Here is a 17,383-nt window from a genome sequence, read left to right on the forward strand (position 1 = left end):
TTGTCCCGGCCCCTAATCGACCTCGTCCGGTGCAAGAGGCGGTGCGATCTGCTCGAATGTGCACTGGCGCGGGTCCTTGTCCGGTCGCCAGCGCACCAGCGTCGTTCCGTGCCGGAAACGTCGGCCTGTCACCTGGTCGAAGCGGACTTCCACGACAAGCTCCGGCCGCAGCGGCTGCCACGCGGCGCTGCGCTCGGTCGTCCAGCGGCTGGGGCCGCCCGGCGCCTTGCCAGCAAAACCCGGTGGTGCCTGCAGCGCCTCGAGCTGTTTTGTGAGATCCGGTCGTTCCTCGTCCGAAATTGTCGAGGTGTAGCCGACGTGATCGAGCTTGCCGTCCTCGTTGTAGAGGCCGAGCAGCAGCGAGCCGACTTCGGCGCTGTTGCTCTCGTACCGGAAGCCGCCGATGACACAGTCGGCGGTGCGCAGGCGTTTCACTTTCAGCATCGCGCGGATGCCCGGCTCGTAGGCGCCGTCTCGGCGTTTGGCGACGACGCCGTCGGTGGCACTGTTTCCCGACGACGAAAGCCAGCGCTCAGCCTGGGTAAGGTCGGTCGTGAAGGGCGACAGTACCATCTGTCGCGGACGGGGATTCTGCTTTGCGAAGCTTTCGAGTGCGCTACGGCGCTCGGACATCGGCAGGTCGACCAACGGCATTCCGTCCGAAGACAGCAGCATGTCGAACATGACGAGGCGAGCGGGCGTGGCAGCGGCGAGCTTTCGAATGCGGCTTTCCGCCGGATGGAGGCGCATCTGCAGGGCCTCGAACGAGAGGTGACCGTCGATTTCGATCACCAACTCGCTGTCGATGATAAATCGCTCGGCCGGAATCTCGGCCAGCAGGGCGAGAACTTCGGGAAAGTAGCGTCCGAGCGGTTTGCCGGATTTCGCATGAAGCGCGACTTCCTCGCCATTTTTGAACGCGAGGCAGCGGAAGCCATCCCACTTCGGTTCGTATTGCCAGCCATCGCCCTGCGGCAACGCCTCGGCGGAGCGCGCCTCCATGGGTGATGTGTCGAGCGCGATGCCGAGCAGGTCACCCTTGCTGACATCAGCCTTTTTGCCTTTCCGGCCTGCCTTCACCGCCATCAGGCCGCGTCCGCGCGCGATTTTGCGAGGCGCTTTACCGCCGGGGCGAGCGGGCGAGCGCCGTCGTTGTAGTCTTCCCAGGCCGAGCTCTTCTTCAGCAGGGCGGGCACGGTGCGGATGGTGAAGCGTTTCGGGTCGAGGTCGGACTTGACCTGCGACCACAGGATCGGCATCGACACCGTCGCGCCCGGTCTCGCGCGTGTCGAAAGCGGGGCGACTGCCGTCGCCATGCGGTCGTTGCGCAGGTAATCGAGGAAGATGCGTCCGTTGCGAAGCTTCTTTGCCATGTTGACGACGTAGCGGTCGGGGGCGTCATGGGCCATCTGAAGACAGAGGTCGTGGGCAAAGGTCTTCGCCTCCGGCCATGTCAGCGCCGTCTTGCCTTCCGACAAAGGTGTGACGACGTGCAGGCCTTTGCCGCCGGTTGTCTTGCAGAAGCTGACAAGGCCTAGCTCCTCGAGCCGGTCGCGCAACTCGCGCGCAGCCTCGACTACGGTCGAGAATGGCACGTCAGGGCCGGGATCGAGGTCGAATACCAGTCTTCCGGGCACTTCGGGTTTTTTCGGCAGGCAATTCCAGGGATGCAGCTCGAGTGCCGCGACTTGGGCTACCGCGGCAAGGCCTTCGATGCGGTCGATTTCGAGATAGGGCTTGCGATCGCCTGATACGGTGACGAGATCCAGCAGGTTCGATGTGCTCTGCATTGCATGCCTCTGGAAGAACTGCTCACCGCCGATGCCGTCGGGCGCCCGGATTATCGAGCACGGCCGACCGGCAATGTGGTCCATCATCCATGGACCGACTGCCTCCAGATACTGGGCAAGATCCAGCTTGGTGACCGGCTCGCCATCGCCGGCGTCAGGCCACATGGCCTTGTCTGGATGGGAGATCGCCACGCCCATGACCGACGCCCGGGCTGCTGCGCCCCGGCGGGTTGCGTGGACTTTCTCGTCCGGATGCGGCACCTCGACCTTTGCAGGCGATGCAGGCTTTTCGGCCTCGACCTCGGATGCGGGCTTGTCGTCGCGCAGGCCCTTGAACGCCGCCTGTCGAACCTGCCCGTCATTCGTCCAGCCGGCGAATTCGATTTCGGCGACGAGCTCCGGCTTTGCCCAGACAATGCTCGCATCCTTGCGCGGAGCACCGATGCCGGTAAATGGCGATTTGTCAGCTTTGACGGCTTCCAGTCTTGGTTCGAGCGTCTTGAGTTTCGCCTCGCCATATCCTGTTCCAACACGGCCGACATAGACGAAATGATCGCCTCTGTAGACGCCAACCAGCAGCGAACGGAACCGTCCGTTGGTCGTTGCCCATCCGCCGACCACCACCTCGTGGCCGGCGCGGCATTTTGACTTCGACCACGAGGCGCTACGGCCGGAATGATAGGGAGCGTCGAGCTTCTTCGAGATGATGCCTTCGAGGGAAAGCTGGCAGGCAGAGCGCAGAACCGCGTCGCCACCGGTGTCGAAATGCTCGACAAACCGGATGCGGGGATCGGGCTTTGCTTTGTCCATAACCTTTTTCAGGCGGATCTTGCGCTCGGAAAGAAGTCGGTCGCGCATATCCTCCTCGCCGTCGAATAGCAGATCGAAGGCGAAGAACACGAGATTCTCCGTTTTTCCCTCTGAGAGGGCTGCCTGGAGGGCAACAAAGTCCGGCGCGCCATGGCTGTCGAGCGCGGCGATTTCCCCGTCGATGATGCCATCGGGCAGAGCCTCCGCGGCGCGGGCAATCGCGCTGAACTTGTCTGTCCAGTCGAGGCCCTTGCGGGTCTTCAGGCTGACGCTACCGTCCACTATCCGCATCTGGATGCGGTAACCATCGAACTTGATTTCGTGTACCCAGCCCTCACCGGACGGTGGCCGTGCGCCCGTGTCACAAAGCTGCGGCGGTATGAAATCCGGCATTGCGGAGCTGCTTTCCTTTGCGCCGGCTTTGCCCTTGCCCTTGCCCTTGCCCTTGCCCTCGGCTGACTTGCGCTTTGGCTCTTTGGTAGCGCGTTCTTCTGCAGCAAGCCCCTCGCTGGTGTCCCAGACAGCGCCGGCGGACGAAGTGCTCTTAGCAAGCATGAAAGGTTTTGGGGCTTTTCCCTTGCCTGCGGCAATCGTTTCCATCGAGCGGCCGGACGCGACGGAGCTATCCTTCTCGAGAATTTTCTCGCCGCCGGTGTCCACGGCATGATCGTCATGATGCTTGATCAGCAACCAGTTGGTTCGCTTGCCGCCGTTCCGGTCATGCTTCATGCGCACAAGCACAAAGCTGCCATGCAGCTTTTCGCCTTCGAGACTGAATTTGAAATCGCCGTCTTCAAGCGCTCTTTCCGGGGTCTTGCTGCCTTCCGGCTCCCAGTATCCGCGGTCCCACAGCAGCACCGTGCCGCCGCCATACTGGCCTTTCGGGATTGTACCTTCGAAGTCGCCGTAGTCGAGCGGATGGTCCTCGACCTCGACGGCAAGCCGCTTGTCGCCGGGATCGAGAGACGGACCCTTGGTGACTGCCCAGGACTTGAAGACGCCGTCGAGTTCCAGGCGCAGGTCATAGTGAAGCCGCGTCGCGTCGTGCTTTTGGATGACGAACCGCCTTCTGTTCGAGGCAGCAATCTCCGTTTCGCCGCTCGGCTCCTGCGTTTTCTTAAAATCTCGCTTGGCGCGATAGGTCTTGAGATTTTCGTCGCCGACCATGGGTGTCTCCAGAGTTCCGTCATCGACACAACGCAGGCGCGTGGCCTTTGTTCTGTGCCCGGATGCACTTTCGCCCCCTGCGCCGGAGTCTGGCGCGAGGGAGACGAAAGGATTGCGGGCGGATCAGCGGTGGCGGTTGACGCCGTGGAAGGCCAGTGCCAGGAGATATCCCATGCCGGCTGCGGTCAGAACGCTGAGGACCGGGTGCAGCCTGACGGTCTCGTCGACCACGGCCTCTACCGCATTCGCGTTTGACTTGAGCCTGGTGCGCGCCGCATGGGTCATATCGGCTATGGCAGTCGACAGGCTAGCGACCTCGGCCTTCAGCGCTTCAACCTGGTCGGCGACGGTATCTGAAAAGTCGGACTTCGGCTGCGCCAGGGCTTCATCGACGAGCGGCGCGTCGGAGGGCTCGATGATGCCCAGCGGCGTAGCGGGTTTCGGTGGGAATTCTTCGGCCATGATGTCCTCCTGAGGTTGAAAAGTAGCAACCAGTCAGGATGGGATATGTTCCCATGGTTAGGAGCGTGATGGTTTCGGTTCGCGCATGTGTAGGCACAGGTTTCAGCTTTGACCGCAAGCCACGGAGCAGCGGAAGCCCCTGGACGTCCGCGCCGGATCTGGGGATCAGGACTTCGGCTTGTGCTCGGCTTCGATAGCCGCGTCATGATACCAGCTGCCACCATAGGCAGCATCAGCATACGCGCCTTCGGAAAACCGATTGAGCTTTCGGTCGAGCAATACGACGGTCGCGTCACCACCGAGGTCGTGTCGGACCTTACGGGTGATGATGGGAAACTGGTAGATCGTTGCCGTTTCTGCGTGTGTGTTTGCCATTGATGTCTATCTTTCGTTTCCCCGTGGAGATCACGACTCCCGGCATTCTCAATGTAACATGTCTGCCTGCCATTTGCTCGAAATGATTAAAAAGAAATCATTATGTTGAATATGTAGGCAATTCGCCGTTTTCCGCAAGGGAAATCGTGGTGATATTGTGGCGTAAATTTACGCTGACAGATCATTGTCAGCGTTGTGCCGGCCTATGCCGTGAGCGAAGCGAACCGGAAGATGCGCTTCCATGCGGAAAAGGCCGCAGATGTCGCCACCAACGCAGCGCGCTGGCCTCTTGAATATGTGAATTTTAGAATATTCTGGTTAAAGAAGTGTGCCAACCGCTGGAAGATGGCGTTGCGAAGGGGTTGGCGCAGAAACTGGCATAGCAAATGCATGTCTCTTGGCAAACGTGGACGGCCACGATCCGGGGCCGCCGACGCCGATAGACTTTACTGACCTTAGCTTCGTAAACCTATGAGAGGTTCGCCATGACGAAATATAAACTCGAGTACATCTGGCTCGACGGTTACACGCCGGTTCCCAATCTGCGCGGCAAGACGCAGATCAAGGAATTCGCCGCATTCCCAACTCTCGAGGAGCTGCCTCTCTGGGGTTTCGACGGATCGTCGACGATGCAGGCCGAAGGCCGCAGCTCCGATTGCGTGCTGAAGCCCGTTGCCGTTTTTCCGGACAGTGAGCGCTTGAACGGCGTTCTCGTCATGTGTGAAGTCATGATGCCGGACGGCGTCACGCCGCATCCTAGCAATTCCCGCGCTACCATCCTCGACGATGCCGGCGCTTGGTTCGGCTTCGAGCAGGAATACTTCTTCTACGAGAACGGTCGTCCGCTGGGCTTCCCAGAAGCCGGCTATCCTGCTCCGCAAGGTCCTTACTACACGGGCGTCGGCTATTCGAACGTTGGCAGCATCGCGCGCCAGATCGTCGAAGAGCACCTCGACATCTGCCTCGCAGCCGGCATCAACCACGAAGGCATCAACGCCGAAGTGGCGAAGGGTCAGTGGGAGTTCCAGATCTTCGGCAAGGGCTCCAAGCGCGCCGCCGACGAAATGTGGATAGCCCGCTACCTGCTGCAGCGCCTGACCGAAAAGTACGGCGTCGATATCGAATATCACTGCAAGCCGCTCGGCGACACAGACTGGAACGGTTCGGGCATGCACGCCAACTTCTCGACCGCCTATATGCGTGAAGTCGGCGGCAAGGCCTATTTCGAAGCCCTGATGGCAGCCTTCGAAAAGAACCTGATGGACCACATCAATGTCTACGGTCCTGACAACGACAAGCGCCTCACCGGCAAGCACGAAACTGCTCCGTGGAACAAGTTCTCCTACGGCGTTGCCGACCGTGGTGCATCGATCCGCGTGCCGCACTCGTTCGTCAAGAACGACTACAAGGGTTACCTCGAAGATCGTCGTCCGAACTCCCAGGGCGACCCCTACCAGATCGCTTCGCAGATCCTGAAGACCATTGCAGAAGTTCCGACCGAAGGCAGCGTCTCCGCCGCCGCATAAGGTTAGTCTGTTGCGTCATCGATGGGCCGCCTCCTGAAAGGGTCGCGGCCCATTTTTTTGTTTATTGGCGGTACAAGGCGAACTGGTCGCGTCCTGCCGATTTCGCCCGGTACAGTGCGTCGTCGACATTCTTCAGAAGCGTCTGCCGATCATTGCCGGCCTCCGGTGCCACGGCCGCTCCGACGCTGACGCTGACGCGGATCATTTCCCCCTCGATCACAAAAGGCTCACGGAAGGCCCCGACTACCCGTTCCGCCAATGCGGCTGTTGCTCCGGGGTTGCCGAGTTCCGGAGAGAAGATGGCAAACTCGTCGCCGCCCATGCGCACGACGATGTCGCTCGAGCGGATGACTGCGCGGATGCGCTCCGCCCCTTAGCGCAGGATATCGTCGCCGCCGTGATGGCCGAGCCGGTCATTGATCGCCTTGAACCCGTCAAGGTCGATATAGAGCGCTCCGAACGGGCGGTCGGATTCGAGGGCCTTTGTCAAAGCGCTATCGACGAAGGCCGGCAGCGCCGATCGGTTGAAGAAACCGGTGAGCGGATCCGTCATCGCCGCCGTGCGGAGATCCTGCTCGGTGAGCGACATGACGATATTCGACTTTTGCAGCCGCAACAGAGCGCTGGCGACCACCGCAAAGTTTCGCAATGTCTCGATCTGCAAGACGTCGAGCTCGCGCGGATGGGTGTCGAGAATACAGAATGCGCCCACTGCCAACCCCGGATCGAGCTCGACCGGTGCTCCTGCATAAAAGCGGAAAAAGGGATTGCCGTCGACGAAGGGGAGATGCCTGAGCTCGGGATCTTCCTTCAGATCGGGGACGACGAGCAGGTCGTTGCCGTAGACGACCCGTGTGCAGATCGACTGGTCGCGGCCGCAATCGCCGAGCACCAGGCCCGCCTGTCCGGCTATGCGAAGCCAGTCCTCCTCTACGATGTTGATGGCCGCAAAGGCAGTTCCGAAAACATTGCGGGCAAGTCCTGCCAGAGCTTCCATTTCGGTGGTCGTGCCACCGCGTGCAGAACTCAGGGAACGGACGGCAATCAGCCGTTCCGCCTCGTTGTCTGGCTTCAGCCCAAGTCCTTGCACCCTTTCCTCCACCGCTTTTCGCCTCCTTTAGACATAAGGCAGATGTCATGGAAAGGTAGAGGGCGCGGTTGTGCCATTCCGGTCCCCTCGCCAAGAGACCGTTAACCAACTGCGCGTAAACAGGGAGCAGTAAACGAGGGTTTTGAGTCGCATGGCGTCGAAGTTGAGTGAACTGCTAAGTGTCGTTGGCAATGGCAATATCGTGGTGTTTCCGGTGGCAAGTCGTGCGGGTGATATCGAGCGTTGTGCGCGTGAACTGGACGACAAGCATGGCACCGACGCTGTCGATTACTGGAAAACGGAATGCCGCAGGCTGGCCGCGCAGCTGACGGCGGTGGGCCTTTCCGAAGATGACGTTCGCCGGCAGGTGATGCTGTTTCAGGACGAGGTGCAGGCCGAGCTTGTGCGCCGCCACCAGGATCGCCAGCATGACGAGGCGCCGGCCGAAAAGCAGGGCTGATCTCGGCTGACAGTTTAAGGTGTCGTCGAGACGGTGGTCGACAGCAACGGGTACGATGCTGTAGCCTTGGTGTCGGCAGTTGGCATGAGCCTTCGCGACAGTCGAGAAAATACCATGAGCCTGATCTACATCCTCAACGGCCCCAACCTGAACCTGCTCGGCAAGCGCCAACCGGAGGTCTATGGCCACGAGACCCTGTCGATGGTGGAAGCCGATTGCCACCGGGTGGCGCAGGAGTTCGGCCATACGATCCGCTTCGAGCAGAGCAACCGGGAATACGAGATTATCGACTGGATCCATGCGGCCCGTGACGAGGCGGCGGCCATCGTCATCAATCCGGCCGCATTCACCCACACGTCAGTTGCCATTCTCGACGCGCTGAACGCCTATGACGGACTGGTGATCGAAGTGCACATTTCGAATGTTCACAAGCGCGAGGAATTTCGGCACCATAGCTTCGTGTCGAGCCGCGCAGACGGCGTTATTGCCGGTCTCGGTACGGAAGGCTATCAACTGGCCATCCGCAGGATCGGCTCGCTGCTGAAGACCTAGCGTCTTGCTGCAGCAAACCTGAAAAAGCCAGCCGACTTTAAATCAGCTCGCCTTGAGTTCCTCTGCCTTGACCTCTGGGGCATCGAAGATTTCCTCGAGCAGCGCCAGGACCTTGCGAACACTTTCCGAATTGACGGTGTAGTAGACCGTCTGCGCATCGCGGCGGGTCTTCACCATGTGGGCCGAGCGAAGCTTCGCGAGGTGCTGCGACAGCGCCGACTGGCTAAGCCCGATCATATCGGCCAATGCGCCGACCGGCATTTCGCCCCGCGTCAGGATATCGAGAACACGCAGCCGCTGTTCATTGGCCATAGCGCTCAGGAACGTTGACTTTTGCTCGAAGATAGGGTTTTCCAAAATGAAATTCCTTGAAAATTTGTTTAAAAATTAGCATCCGGACCTAATAAAGTCCAATCTAAAATGTCGGACTGATTAACGTGAGCGCATTTAACCACTTTTACGCGTGCTAATTGTGTACTCTACCCCAGAACCATGCCGCTTGTCTCCCGTTCGCCCTGCTGGGGAGGCGATCTCGGCAGATATTTTTTGGACATCTCTCATACAGGCTTGCAGGCATTTGGCCCAACAGGCCTTTTTGCCTGAGGTTGGCCGACCAGCTTTCCTCGAAAAATGGGAACCTATCCAATAGGTCGTCGTTCGATTTTCAGGCTCCACCGCCTGAACCATCGAAAGGACCTCCCCATGCGCGCACTCTGCTGGCACGGCAAAGAAGACATCCGTTGCGACACTGTTCCGGATCCGAAAATTCTCCATTCCCGCGACGCAATCATCAAGGTCACAAGTTGCGCCATCTGCGGCTCTGATCTCCATCTCATGGGCGGCTTTGCGCCCGGCATGAAGTCGGGCGACGTAATGGGCCACGAGACTATGGGAGAAGTGGTCGAAGTCGGCTCGGACAACAAAAAGCTCAAAGTGGGCGACAGGATCGTCGTGCCCTTCACCATCGGCTGCGGTGAATGCCGCATGTGCCAGTCGGGCATGTGGTCGCTTTGCGAACGCTCCAATCCTGCTGGCGCCGAACAGGCCAAGCAGATGGGCTATGCTACTGCCGGCCTTTTCGGCTTCTCTCATCTCTATGGCGGGTTCCCGGGCGGCCAGGCAGAATACCTCCGCGTGCCCTATGCGGATGTCGGTCCGATCAAGGTTCCGGAAGGCCTCTCCGACGAGCAGGTGCTCTTCCTGTCGGATATCTTCCCGACGGGCTACCAGGCGGCGGAGAACTGCAACATCCAGCGGGGTGACACCGTTGCCGTCTTCGGCTGCGGTCCGGTCGGCCTGTTCGCCATCAAGTCGGCTTTCATGCTCGGCGCCGAGCGCGTTATCGCCATCGACACCGTGCCGGAACGCTTGGCGCTGGCTCGCCAGTCAGGCGCCGAGACGCTCGATTATGCGGCAGGTGACCTGCAGCAGCGCATCGTCGAAATGACCAACGGCAAGGGACCGGATTCGGTCATCGAAGCCGTCGGCATGGAAAGCCATGGCGAAGGCGGCATCATGGAAACCCTGCAGACCGACCTCACTTCGATGGAGCGGCCCTATGCGCTGCAGCAGGCAATCATGGCCTGCCGCCCCGGGGGCACTGTTTCGCTGCCCGGCGTCTTCGTAGGCGCGGCTGTTCCGGTTGCGCTCGGTGCGGCGTTCGGAAAGGCGCTCACCTTCAAGATGGGCCAGACCCATGTCCAGCGCCATCTCGAGCCGTTGATGAAGCGCATCGTCGAGGGCGAGATCGATCCTTCCTTCATTATAACCCATCGCATCGGCCTCGAAGACGGTCCGGAAGCCTACAAGACCTTCCGCGACAAGAAAGATGGCTGCGTCAAGGTGGTCATCCACCCTAACGCCTGACCGATTTTCACAGGGCGGCCCTTGCTTGGGGTCGCCCTGCCCCTTTAAACCTCGGAGATAGTCTTTTCCGGGGATGCCCATGCCATTTGACTTCGTCATCGCCAATGCCCGCCTGCCCGGCCAACCGACGCCAGTGGATGTCGGTGTCGCCAACGGCCTGATCGCCGCAATCGCTCCCTCCCTCACATTCGAAGGCCATGTCGAAGACGCCAGCGGCGGATATCTCTGCAGCGGGTTCGTCGACAGCCACATCCATCTCGACAAGGCCGGCATCCTCGGCAGATGCACTATCTGCGAGGGGACGCTTGCCGAAGCAGTGCGGGAAACGGCGCGGGCGAAAGCCGGCTTTACCGTCGAGGACGTCTATGCCCGCGCAGCCATCGTGCTGGAGCGTGCTATCCTGCAGGGAACGACCCTTCTGCGCACTTTTGTCGAGATCGACCCTCGCGCCGGGTTTCGCTCTTTCGATGCTATCCGCCAGCTGAAAGCGGACTATGCATGGGCCATCGATATCGAGATCTGCGCCTTTGCGCAGGAGGGGCTGACACAGGAGCCGGAAACCGAGGCTATGCTGGCGCAGGCGCTTGCCGACGGCGCTGATCTGGTCGGTGGCTGTCCATACACCGATCCCGACCCCAAGGAGCATATCCGCCTTATCTTCGATCTTGCGGAGCGTTTCGGCACAGCGGTGGACTTCCATCTCGATTTCGATCTGGACCCAGAGAACTCCAACCTTCCCTCGGTGATTTCAGAGACGATGGCGCGCGGTTACAGTGGGCGGGTCTCGGTCGGCCATGTGACCAAGCTTTCGGCAATGCCGCCGCAGGCGGTTTCCGAGATCGGTAGCCGGCTAGCCGACGCCGGTGTCGCAGTGACGGTGCTGCCGTCCACGGACCTCTTTCTGACCGGCCGCGACCGAGATCATCTGGTGCCGCGCGGCGTCGCCCCGGCCCTGGATCTGGCAAAGCTCGGCGTGGTGACATCGATCGCAACTAATAATGTCATGAACCCTTTCACCCCCTACGGCGACGCGTCGCTGATCCGTATGGCCAATCTCTACGCCAATGTGGCGCAGGCTTCCCTCGATGCAGACATGCTGGGCGTCTTTGCAATGGTCACCGACGGCGCTGCGCGACTGATGGGACGGGAGCGTCATATCAAAATCGGCGCGCCGGCCGACATGATCCTCATCGATGGTAACGATCCGGCTGAGATCGTTCGCGAAATCAGGCCGGTACTGGCTGGCTGGAAAAGTGGCCGCAAGACTTTCGAGCGGCCGCGCGGACGGCTGATCAGGCCTTGACCTCCGCTCAAAGCACGCCCCATCCTCGGTAGCGCCCGCGCCCGGTCATTTCGCGGATGCCGAGATCGGCGACAAGATTAAGGGCGCCGCGCGGGGTTATACCGGCATGGCGGGCCACCATGCCGGCTGAGACGATCGGTCGCGACAGCACGAGGTCGATGGTTGCCGGCAGGCTGCTGTTGGAGCGGCGATCCTTGAGCCGTCGCTCCATCTGCGTCCTTGCCAGCGTCAGCCGGTCCAGTTCCTTCAGCCCCGCCTCGGCCGCCTCCGCCATTGCCTCGAGAAAAGCGGTCAGCCGCGTGAGGCGGTCGGGTGCGCGCCGGCGCTCGAAGCGGATGGCCTTCATCCCGACATTGAGGCAGAACAGGTGCGAGGTCACCTTGCCGCGCGACCGGAGATAGCTGGCCGTTAGAAGCCCCCCAAGCCAGTGCTGCCGACGCAGCGGCTCAAGGCGTTCCCAGGCATCGTAAAGCACTGCTGCGCCCAGTGCAGGCGGCATCCCGTCTGCATCACCGATCACGGAGCGCCATTCGCGCAGGCGCTCGCTTTCATCCCATTCATCGTCGTGGATCAGGCCCAGCGGATCGTGATCCACGGCTGCCTTGGTTTCCGGCGCGCGGCCTTTGGTCTCCTCCAGAAGCCGGTCCGAGCGGGCCAGCACCGCATCGATCGCTGCCATCTCCAGGCTGAAGGCATCTTCGGCCCCGGTCTCCGACTCGGGATCGGCGGTCGCAGTCGACGCTTCGCTGCCGCCCGTCTCGCCCGATCCGCGCAAGGCCGCAATGCCGGCTGGATCGAGCCCCCAGCCGGGCTCCGCCTGCCACAGCCGGCGCCGCGTGCGGAGCAGCGCGTGGGCGATGGTCAGTTCATGGGTCGGCGTGCGGGCATCCATATGGGCGTCGTGCAGCACGAGATCCTCGACATGCACCAGTTCACCGCCAACCCAGAGAGCCGCGACGGCATCGAAGAAATGGCCGCGCTCGCGAAATCCGTCGCCGATGGCGTGGCGCAGCACCCGTTCGTCCAGCCGGGCCAACCGGTCTTCGGCATGAATGATGGCCGGAAGGAGGGCGGACATCTGTGCCGCAGAAAGCTCATATCGCATTGGAATCATTTCGCACGTGTCGATTGCCTGAAGCTAACACACGAGCTGGCTTCCAGGTAGTTGCCGGTCTCGTTTGTCCAATGCAAAGAAACTGCTTGACCCTCCAGTCGCTGGAAGGTTCATAAAGCGAAACCTCAACGGGGTTTGGAGTACTGCCATGGCATCGAACGCCCACCATCACGACGCGCATCATGGTCACTCCCATGCCTCCGGCAATGGCATGCAGCCCGTCACCCGCGATCCCGTCTGCGGCATGATCGTCGATCCCGATGCGGGTAAGCCGCATCTGGCTTACGAAGGCCGCACATACCATTTCTGCTGCAACGGATGCCGGACGAAATTCGAGGCTGACCCGGGTGCATTCCTGACGGCCCGAGACCCTGTTTGCGGCATGTCTGTCGACCGGGCGACGGCGGCGCATTTCCTGCGGCACGAGGGCGCGAAACACTATTTCTGCTCGGCCGGTTGCCAGGCGAAGTTCGAAGCCAACCCGGCAGCCTATGTCGATGGAGCGGCCCCTGCCGCTTCGGCAATGCCTGCGGGCACCCAGTACACCTGCCCGATGCACCCCGAAATCGTCAGCGACAAGCCCGGCGATTGCCCGAAATGCGGCATGGCGCTGGAGCCGATGGGCGTTCCGGCCGCAGACGAAGGCCCGAACCCGGAGCTTGCCGACTTCATGCGCCGGCTCTTTGTGAGTGTGGTCCTTGCTGTGCCATTACTTGTTCTCGGTATGGGGCCGATGGTCGGCCTGCCTTTCGACACCCTGATCGGCGAGCGCCTGACTGGCTGGATCGAGCTTCTGCTGGCAACGCCGGTGGTGCTCTGGGCTGCCCTGCCCTTTTTCCGCCGGGCCTGGAATTCGGTGCTCAACCGCAGCCCGAACATGTGGACCCTGATCGGTCTCGGCGTCGGCGCCGCTTATCTCTATAGCGTCGTCGCCCTGCTGGCGCCCGATCTTTTTCCGATGGCCATGACGGCCCATGGCACCGGCGTGCCGGTCTATTTCGAGGCTGCGGCCGTCGTCGTGGCGCTGGTCTTTGTCGGCCAGGTGCTCGAACTCAAGGCACGCGAACAGACCGGCTCTGCCATCCGCGCCCTGATGGCCCTCGCGCCTGACACGGCACAGCGGGTCGGGCCAGATGGCACGGACCAGACGGTGGCGCTCGATCTGGTGCGCCTCGGTGATCGCCTGCGGCTGCGTCCCGGCGAACGGGTGCCGGTCGATGGCACGGTTGCCGAAGGCAGCTCGACGGTCGATGAATCAATGATCTCGGGCGAGGCCCTGCCCGTCGAAAAGCAGGTTGGCGCGATGCTCACCGGCGGCACCATCAATGGTAACGGCACCATGGTGATGGTGGCCGAGAAGATCGGCGCCGATACGACGCTGTCGCGCATCGTCGGCATGGTGGCGCTGGCGCAGCGCACGCGAGCGCCGGTGCAAGGCATGGTCGATCGGGTCTCGGCGGTCTTTGTGCCGACTGTCGTACTGACCGCGCTGGCGACCTTCGTCATCTGGATGGCGGTCGGGCCGGAGCCACGGCTCGCCCATGCGCTGATGGCGGCGGTCGCCGTGCTGATCATCGCCTGCCCCTGCGCGCTGGGCCTGGCGACGCCGATGTCGGTGATGATCGCCACCGGCCGCGGCGCGCGCGAGGGGGTACTCATCCGTGATGCCGAAGCGCTGGAGCGCTTTGCCGGCGTCGATACGCTGGTGATCGACAAGACGGGCACGCTGACCGAGGGCAAGCCCGAACTCACCGATCTCGTCGCTGTCGAGGGCATGACAGAGGACCGGCTGCTACAGCTGGCGGCAGGTCTCGAACAGGGCTCCGAGCATCCACTGGCCGCCGCCATCCTCGAGGCCGCGAAGCGACGGGGCATCGAGGATGCCGCCGCTACCGACTTCAAGGCAACGACCGGCATGGGCGTTGGCGGCGTCATCAAGGGAAAATCCGTCGGCCTCGGCAATGCGGCGATGATGGAGGCGCTGGGCGCCGATCCGGGACCGCTTCGCGACCGGGCAGAGAGCTTGCGCGATGAAGGCAGGACTGTGGTTTTCCTCGCCATCGACGGCAAGCTCGCCGGCCTGCTCGCTGTTGCCGACCGGATGAAGCCGACGGCAGCTGCAGCCATTGCTGCCCTGCACGAGAGCGGCCTGAAAATCATCATGGCGACAGGCGATGCGGCCGCGACGGCCGAAGCTGTTGCCCGGCAGCTGGGCATCGACGAGGTTCATGCCGGGTTGTTGCCGGAGGGCAAGAAGGCGCTGATCGATGCTCTGCACGCCGCAGGCGCCCGGGTGGCGATGGCGGGCGACGGTATCAACGATGCGCCGGCGCTGGCCGCAGCCGATGTCGGCATTGCCATGGGCACCGGCGCAGATGTGGCGATGGAGAGCGCCGGCATCACGCTGGTGAAGGGCGATCTTGGCGGCATCCTCAGGGGCCGACGCCTGTCGCAGGCGACGATCCGCAACATCCGCCAGAACCTGATCTTCGCCTTCGGCTACAATGCGCTCGGCATTCCGCTGGCCGCAGGCATTCTCTATCCGGTGTTCGGCCTGCTGCTGTCGCCGATGATCGCGGCGGCGGCCATGAGCCTGTCTTCCGTCTCGGTGATCGCAAATGCCCTCCGGCTGCGCCACGAAAAGCTTCAGGAGGCGACATGAACATCGGCGATGCATCGGAACGGTCGGGCCTGCCGGCAAAGACCATCCGCTACTACGAGGAGATCGGCCTTGTCAGCCCCGACCGCAGCGGCAACGGTTATCGCGACTACCGCGAGGCCGACATCCACAAGCTGCGCTTCCTGCAGCGCTCCCGGGGCCTCGGCTTCTCCGTCGAGGAATGCCGCCAGCTGCTGGCACTCTATGGAGATCGCGACCGCGCCAGTGCCGACGTGCGCCAGATCGCCAGCGCCAAGCTCAGCGAGATCGACCGGAAGATCCGCGAATTGAGCGAGCTGCGCCGCACCCTCGAAACCCTGGTGCACGCCTGCCACGGCAACGACCGTCCGGATTGCCCGATCCTGGAAGAGCTCGCCGAGGGCCCGGGCAACGGGCAGCCCTCTTAGAGCCAACGTCCAACGTCTCCAGACGATTTCTCCAGCCTGACGCTTGCCGAATGCCGCTTTCGACCAAGATAGCGCGATTGGAGAAATTTAGACCATGGCGTTTTTCGAGAGCCTGCTGACGCTGCTGCTGGTGGCAATCGTATTCCTGCAGCCATCGCGCCGGCTGATGATTCCCTATCCGACGATGCTGGCTGTCGCCGGCCTGCTGGTGGCGACCCTTCCCTGGGCGCCGACGATCTCGATCGATCCGCAGCTGGCGCTCGCCATCTTCATCGCACCGGCCCTGTTCGATGCCGCCTACGACCTGCCGCCGAGAGCGCTGCGTGAAAACTGGGTGCCGCTGATTTCGCTTGCCGCCATCGCTGTCATCCTGACGACGGCAGCCGTCGCCTTCGTCGGCGTTACCTTTGCCAGGCTGCCTGTTGCCGCTGCGGTTGCGCTCGGAGCCATCGTCGCGCCGCCGGATGCAGCGGCGGCAAGTGCGATGCTTAGCCGGTTCGCACTGCCGCGCCGAACATTTGCGGTTTTGAAAGGCGAGAGCCTGCTTAACGACGCCGTGGCGCTGCTGATCTTCGGCGCTGCCGTGGCGTTTTCCACAGGTGGAAATTCGGCGTCCGTCGTCATCCCGGAACTGGCGCTGGCAGCCCCCGGAGGCCTGGTGCTCGGCATAGCGCTCGGATTTCTCTACATCTTCATTGCGCCGCGGTTGGCAGGCACGCTGGGCGGCTCGCTGTTCGAATTCGTCGCGACGTTCGGCACCTGGGTGATTGCCGAGCGCCTGCATCTGTCGGCGGTACTCGCCATCGTCGCCTACGCCATGGTGATCGCCCGCTACATGCCGGAACGCCAGACGGCGCGAAATCGCATCCATTCCTATTCGGTCTGGGAGGCGACGATCTTCATGTTCAACGTGCTCGCCTTCCTGCTGATGGGCATGCAGGCGCGCGAGACGATCCAGCAGCTTTACCCGAAAAACATCGAATTCGCCTTTGCCTTCGGCGGCGCCATCCTGCTTGTGGTTGTTCTGGTCCGGCTCGGATGGGTGATGCTTTATAACCGCGTCATCAATTATCTGGCACGCCGCAAGCTGGTCTCCGAGGAGCCGCCGACTGTCGGCATGAGCCTTGTCGCGGGCTGGTGCGGCATGCGCGGCTTGCTGACGCTGGCAACGGCGATTGCTCTTCCGGCGGATTTCCCGTCCCGCGACCTCATCGTCTTTGCCGCCCTGACGGTCGTTCTCGGCACCCTGATACTCCAGGGGCTGACGCTCGGGCCGCTCATCCGCATCCTGAAATTCGGCAACGACGACTCCATGCGCGAGGGCATCACGAATGCTCGCATGATGCTGCTCGACACCGCCCTTGCCGACCTCGACACGCTGGAGGAAACAGACGAGGTGCGGACGCTCCGGGCGATCTACGAGGGGGACCGCAAGCTCACCGCCAACGGCATCCACCCGCGCGAAAAAAGCGAACTCGACAGCCTCCGGCGTCGCTCCATCAAGGCCAAACGCGTCAAACTCGCCCAACTCCGCCGCACCGGCTCCATCGACGACGACGTCTTCCACGCCCTCGAGCAGGAACTGGACTGGGCCGAAATGGCCGCCTCGCCACCGGACAGGTTCGAGATTGTCGAGGGGTAGCGGTGTCGCTAGCGGGTCTCGGGACTTATGATCTCGATTGACGGGAAGTATGTCCGATAGCGCGCTTGTCAGCGAATGAATCGGGTTCTATCGCGGCATGGGCACTTGTGAAAAAGTCGGTAAGCACCGAGGCGCCTGCACCCTTTGCAGACTTTGCGCG

General features: G+C 62.0%; 14 protein-coding genes and 1 pseudogene. 8 read left to right on the forward strand and 7 right to left on the reverse strand.

Annotated elements, in window-relative coordinates:
- Window positions 1-12: 12 nt before the first annotated feature.
- The 4 genes from J5289_RS26380 to J5289_RS26395 form a co-directional block, all read right to left on the reverse strand.
- A complete protein-coding gene (locus tag J5289_RS26380) occupies window positions 13-1,086 on the reverse strand; it encodes an ATP-dependent DNA ligase (protein WP_142824880.1) in 1,074 nt (357 codons plus the stop codon).
- Window positions 1,086-3,767: a DNA ligase D gene (ligD, locus tag J5289_RS26385; RefSeq protein ID WP_209207527.1), complete on the reverse strand. Its 2,682-nt coding sequence runs from the start codon at window positions 3,765-3,767 to the stop codon at window positions 1,086-1,088. The genes J5289_RS26380 and ligD overlap by 1 nt, the downstream gene beginning before the upstream one ends.
- A gap of 123 nt (window positions 3,768-3,890) precedes the next feature.
- Complete coding sequence (locus tag J5289_RS26390; RefSeq protein ID WP_209185694.1) at window positions 3,891-4,229, reverse strand: hypothetical protein; 339 nt, start codon at window positions 4,227-4,229, stop codon at window positions 3,891-3,893.
- A 165-nt stretch (window positions 4,230-4,394) separates the two neighbouring features.
- Complete coding sequence (locus J5289_RS26395) at window positions 4,395-4,604, reverse strand: DUF2735 domain-containing protein (protein WP_209185693.1); 210 nt, start codon at window positions 4,602-4,604, stop codon at window positions 4,395-4,397.
- Between the two features lie 485 nt (window positions 4,605-5,089).
- Between J5289_RS26395 and J5289_RS26400 the strand changes: the two genes are divergently transcribed.
- Window positions 5,090-6,130 (forward strand): glutamine synthetase beta-grasp domain-containing protein, encoded by a 1,041-nt coding sequence (locus tag J5289_RS26400; RefSeq protein WP_209185692.1) that lies wholly within the window; start codon window positions 5,090-5,092, stop codon window positions 6,128-6,130.
- A 61-nt stretch (window positions 6,131-6,191) separates the two neighbouring features.
- On the opposite strand, the pseudogene J5289_RS26405 reads toward J5289_RS26400, so the two are convergent.
- A pseudogene (locus J5289_RS26405) lies at window positions 6,192-7,178 on the reverse strand (diguanylate cyclase domain-containing protein).
- Between the two features lie 193 nt (window positions 7,179-7,371).
- Between J5289_RS26405 and J5289_RS26410 the strand changes: the two are divergent.
- Together J5289_RS26410 and aroQ are read left to right on the forward strand one after the other, a co-directional pair.
- Window positions 7,372-7,680, forward strand: coding sequence for a DUF6074 family protein (locus J5289_RS26410; protein ID WP_209185691.1), 309 nt, complete (start codon window positions 7,372-7,374; stop codon window positions 7,678-7,680).
- Between the two features lie 114 nt (window positions 7,681-7,794).
- Window positions 7,795-8,232, forward strand: coding sequence for a type II 3-dehydroquinate dehydratase (gene aroQ / locus J5289_RS26415; RefSeq protein ID WP_209185690.1), 438 nt, complete (start codon window positions 7,795-7,797; stop codon window positions 8,230-8,232).
- Window positions 8,233-8,274: 42 nt separating this feature from the next.
- Here the strand turns inward: aroQ and J5289_RS26420 are convergent, their stop codons facing one another.
- On the reverse strand, window positions 8,275-8,544 hold the full coding sequence (locus tag J5289_RS26420; protein ID WP_209185726.1) for a helix-turn-helix transcriptional regulator: 270 nt from the start codon (window positions 8,542-8,544) through the stop codon (window positions 8,275-8,277).
- A 390-nt stretch (window positions 8,545-8,934) separates the two neighbouring features.
- Between J5289_RS26420 and J5289_RS26425 the strand changes: the two genes are divergently transcribed.
- Window positions 8,935-10,098: a zinc-dependent alcohol dehydrogenase gene (locus tag J5289_RS26425; protein WP_209188052.1), complete on the forward strand. Its 1,164-nt coding sequence runs from the start codon at window positions 8,935-8,937 to the stop codon at window positions 10,096-10,098.
- Between the two features lie 79 nt (window positions 10,099-10,177).
- Window positions 10,178-11,401, forward strand: a complete 1,224-nt coding sequence (locus J5289_RS26430; RefSeq protein ID WP_209185688.1) for an amidohydrolase family protein — start codon at window positions 10,178-10,180, stop codon at window positions 11,399-11,401.
- A 7-nt stretch (window positions 11,402-11,408) separates the two neighbouring features.
- Here J5289_RS26430 and J5289_RS26435 read toward each other — a convergent pair whose 3' ends face one another.
- On the reverse strand, window positions 11,409-12,506 hold the full coding sequence (locus J5289_RS26435; protein ID WP_142824889.1) for an RHE_PE00001 family protein: 1,098 nt from the start codon (window positions 12,504-12,506) through the stop codon (window positions 11,409-11,411).
- A gap of 157 nt (window positions 12,507-12,663) precedes the next feature.
- On the opposite strand from J5289_RS26435, the gene J5289_RS26440 reads away from it, so the two are divergent.
- From J5289_RS26440 to J5289_RS26450, 3 genes are all read left to right on the forward strand, one after another.
- Window positions 12,664-15,177, forward strand: a complete 2,514-nt coding sequence (locus tag J5289_RS26440) for a heavy metal translocating P-type ATPase (RefSeq protein ID WP_209185687.1) — start codon at window positions 12,664-12,666, stop codon at window positions 15,175-15,177.
- On the forward strand, window positions 15,174-15,581 hold the full coding sequence (cueR, locus tag J5289_RS26445; RefSeq protein WP_209185686.1) for a Cu(I)-responsive transcriptional regulator: 408 nt from the start codon (window positions 15,174-15,176) through the stop codon (window positions 15,579-15,581). The genes J5289_RS26440 and cueR overlap by 4 nt, the downstream gene beginning before the upstream one ends.
- Before the next feature lie 94 nt (window positions 15,582-15,675).
- Window positions 15,676-17,223 carry a sodium:proton antiporter gene (locus tag J5289_RS26450; RefSeq protein ID WP_209185685.1) on the forward strand — a complete coding sequence of 516 codons (1,548 nt, stop codon included), beginning with the start codon at window positions 15,676-15,678 and terminating at the stop codon, window positions 17,221-17,223.
- Window positions 17,224-17,383: the final 160 nt, after the last annotated feature.

It is taken from the genome of Rhizobium sp. B230/85 (assembly GCF_019355735.1).
GTDB classification, from domain to species: domain Bacteria; phylum Pseudomonadota; class Alphaproteobacteria; order Rhizobiales; family Rhizobiaceae; genus Rhizobium; species Rhizobium rhododendri.

Bases quoted from the DNA above. Each gene is read 5' to 3' on its own strand.
- J5289_RS26390 (WP_209185694.1), bottom strand. From the start codon at position 4,229: ATGGCCGAAGAATTCCCACCGAAACCCGCTACGCCGCTGGGCATCATC.
- J5289_RS26440 (WP_209185687.1), top strand. From the start codon at position 12,664: ATGGCATCGAACGCCCACCATCACGACGCGCATCATGGTCACTCCCAT.
- ligD (WP_209207527.1), bottom strand. From the start codon at position 3,767: ATGGTCGGCGACGAAAATCTCAAGACCTATCGCGCCAAGCGAGATTTT.
- aroQ (WP_209185690.1), top strand. From the start codon at position 7,795: ATGAGCCTGATCTACATCCTCAACGGCCCCAACCTGAACCTGCTCGGC.
- J5289_RS26395 (WP_209185693.1), bottom strand. From the start codon at position 4,604: ATGGCAAACACACACGCAGAAACGGCAACGATCTACCAGTTTCCCATC.
- J5289_RS26410 (WP_209185691.1), top strand. From the start codon at position 7,372: ATGGCGTCGAAGTTGAGTGAACTGCTAAGTGTCGTTGGCAATGGCAAT.
- J5289_RS26450 (WP_209185685.1), top strand. From the start codon at position 15,676: ATGGCGTTTTTCGAGAGCCTGCTGACGCTGCTGCTGGTGGCAATCGTA.
- cueR (WP_209185686.1), top strand. From the start codon at position 15,174: ATGAACATCGGCGATGCATCGGAACGGTCGGGCCTGCCGGCAAAGACC.
- J5289_RS26425 (WP_209188052.1), top strand. From the start codon at position 8,935: ATGCGCGCACTCTGCTGGCACGGCAAAGAAGACATCCGTTGCGACACT.
- J5289_RS26400 (WP_209185692.1), top strand. From the start codon at position 5,090: ATGACGAAATATAAACTCGAGTACATCTGGCTCGACGGTTACACGCCG.
- J5289_RS26420 (WP_209185726.1), bottom strand. From the start codon at position 8,544: ATGGCCAATGAACAGCGGCTGCGTGTTCTCGATATCCTGACGCGGGGC.
- J5289_RS26430 (WP_209185688.1), top strand. From the start codon at position 10,178: ATGCCATTTGACTTCGTCATCGCCAATGCCCGCCTGCCCGGCCAACCG.
- J5289_RS26380 (WP_142824880.1), bottom strand. From the start codon at position 1,086: ATGGCGGTGAAGGCAGGCCGGAAAGGCAAAAAGGCTGATGTCAGCAAG.
- J5289_RS26435 (WP_142824889.1), bottom strand. From the start codon at position 12,506: ATGCGATATGAGCTTTCTGCGGCACAGATGTCCGCCCTCCTTCCGGCC.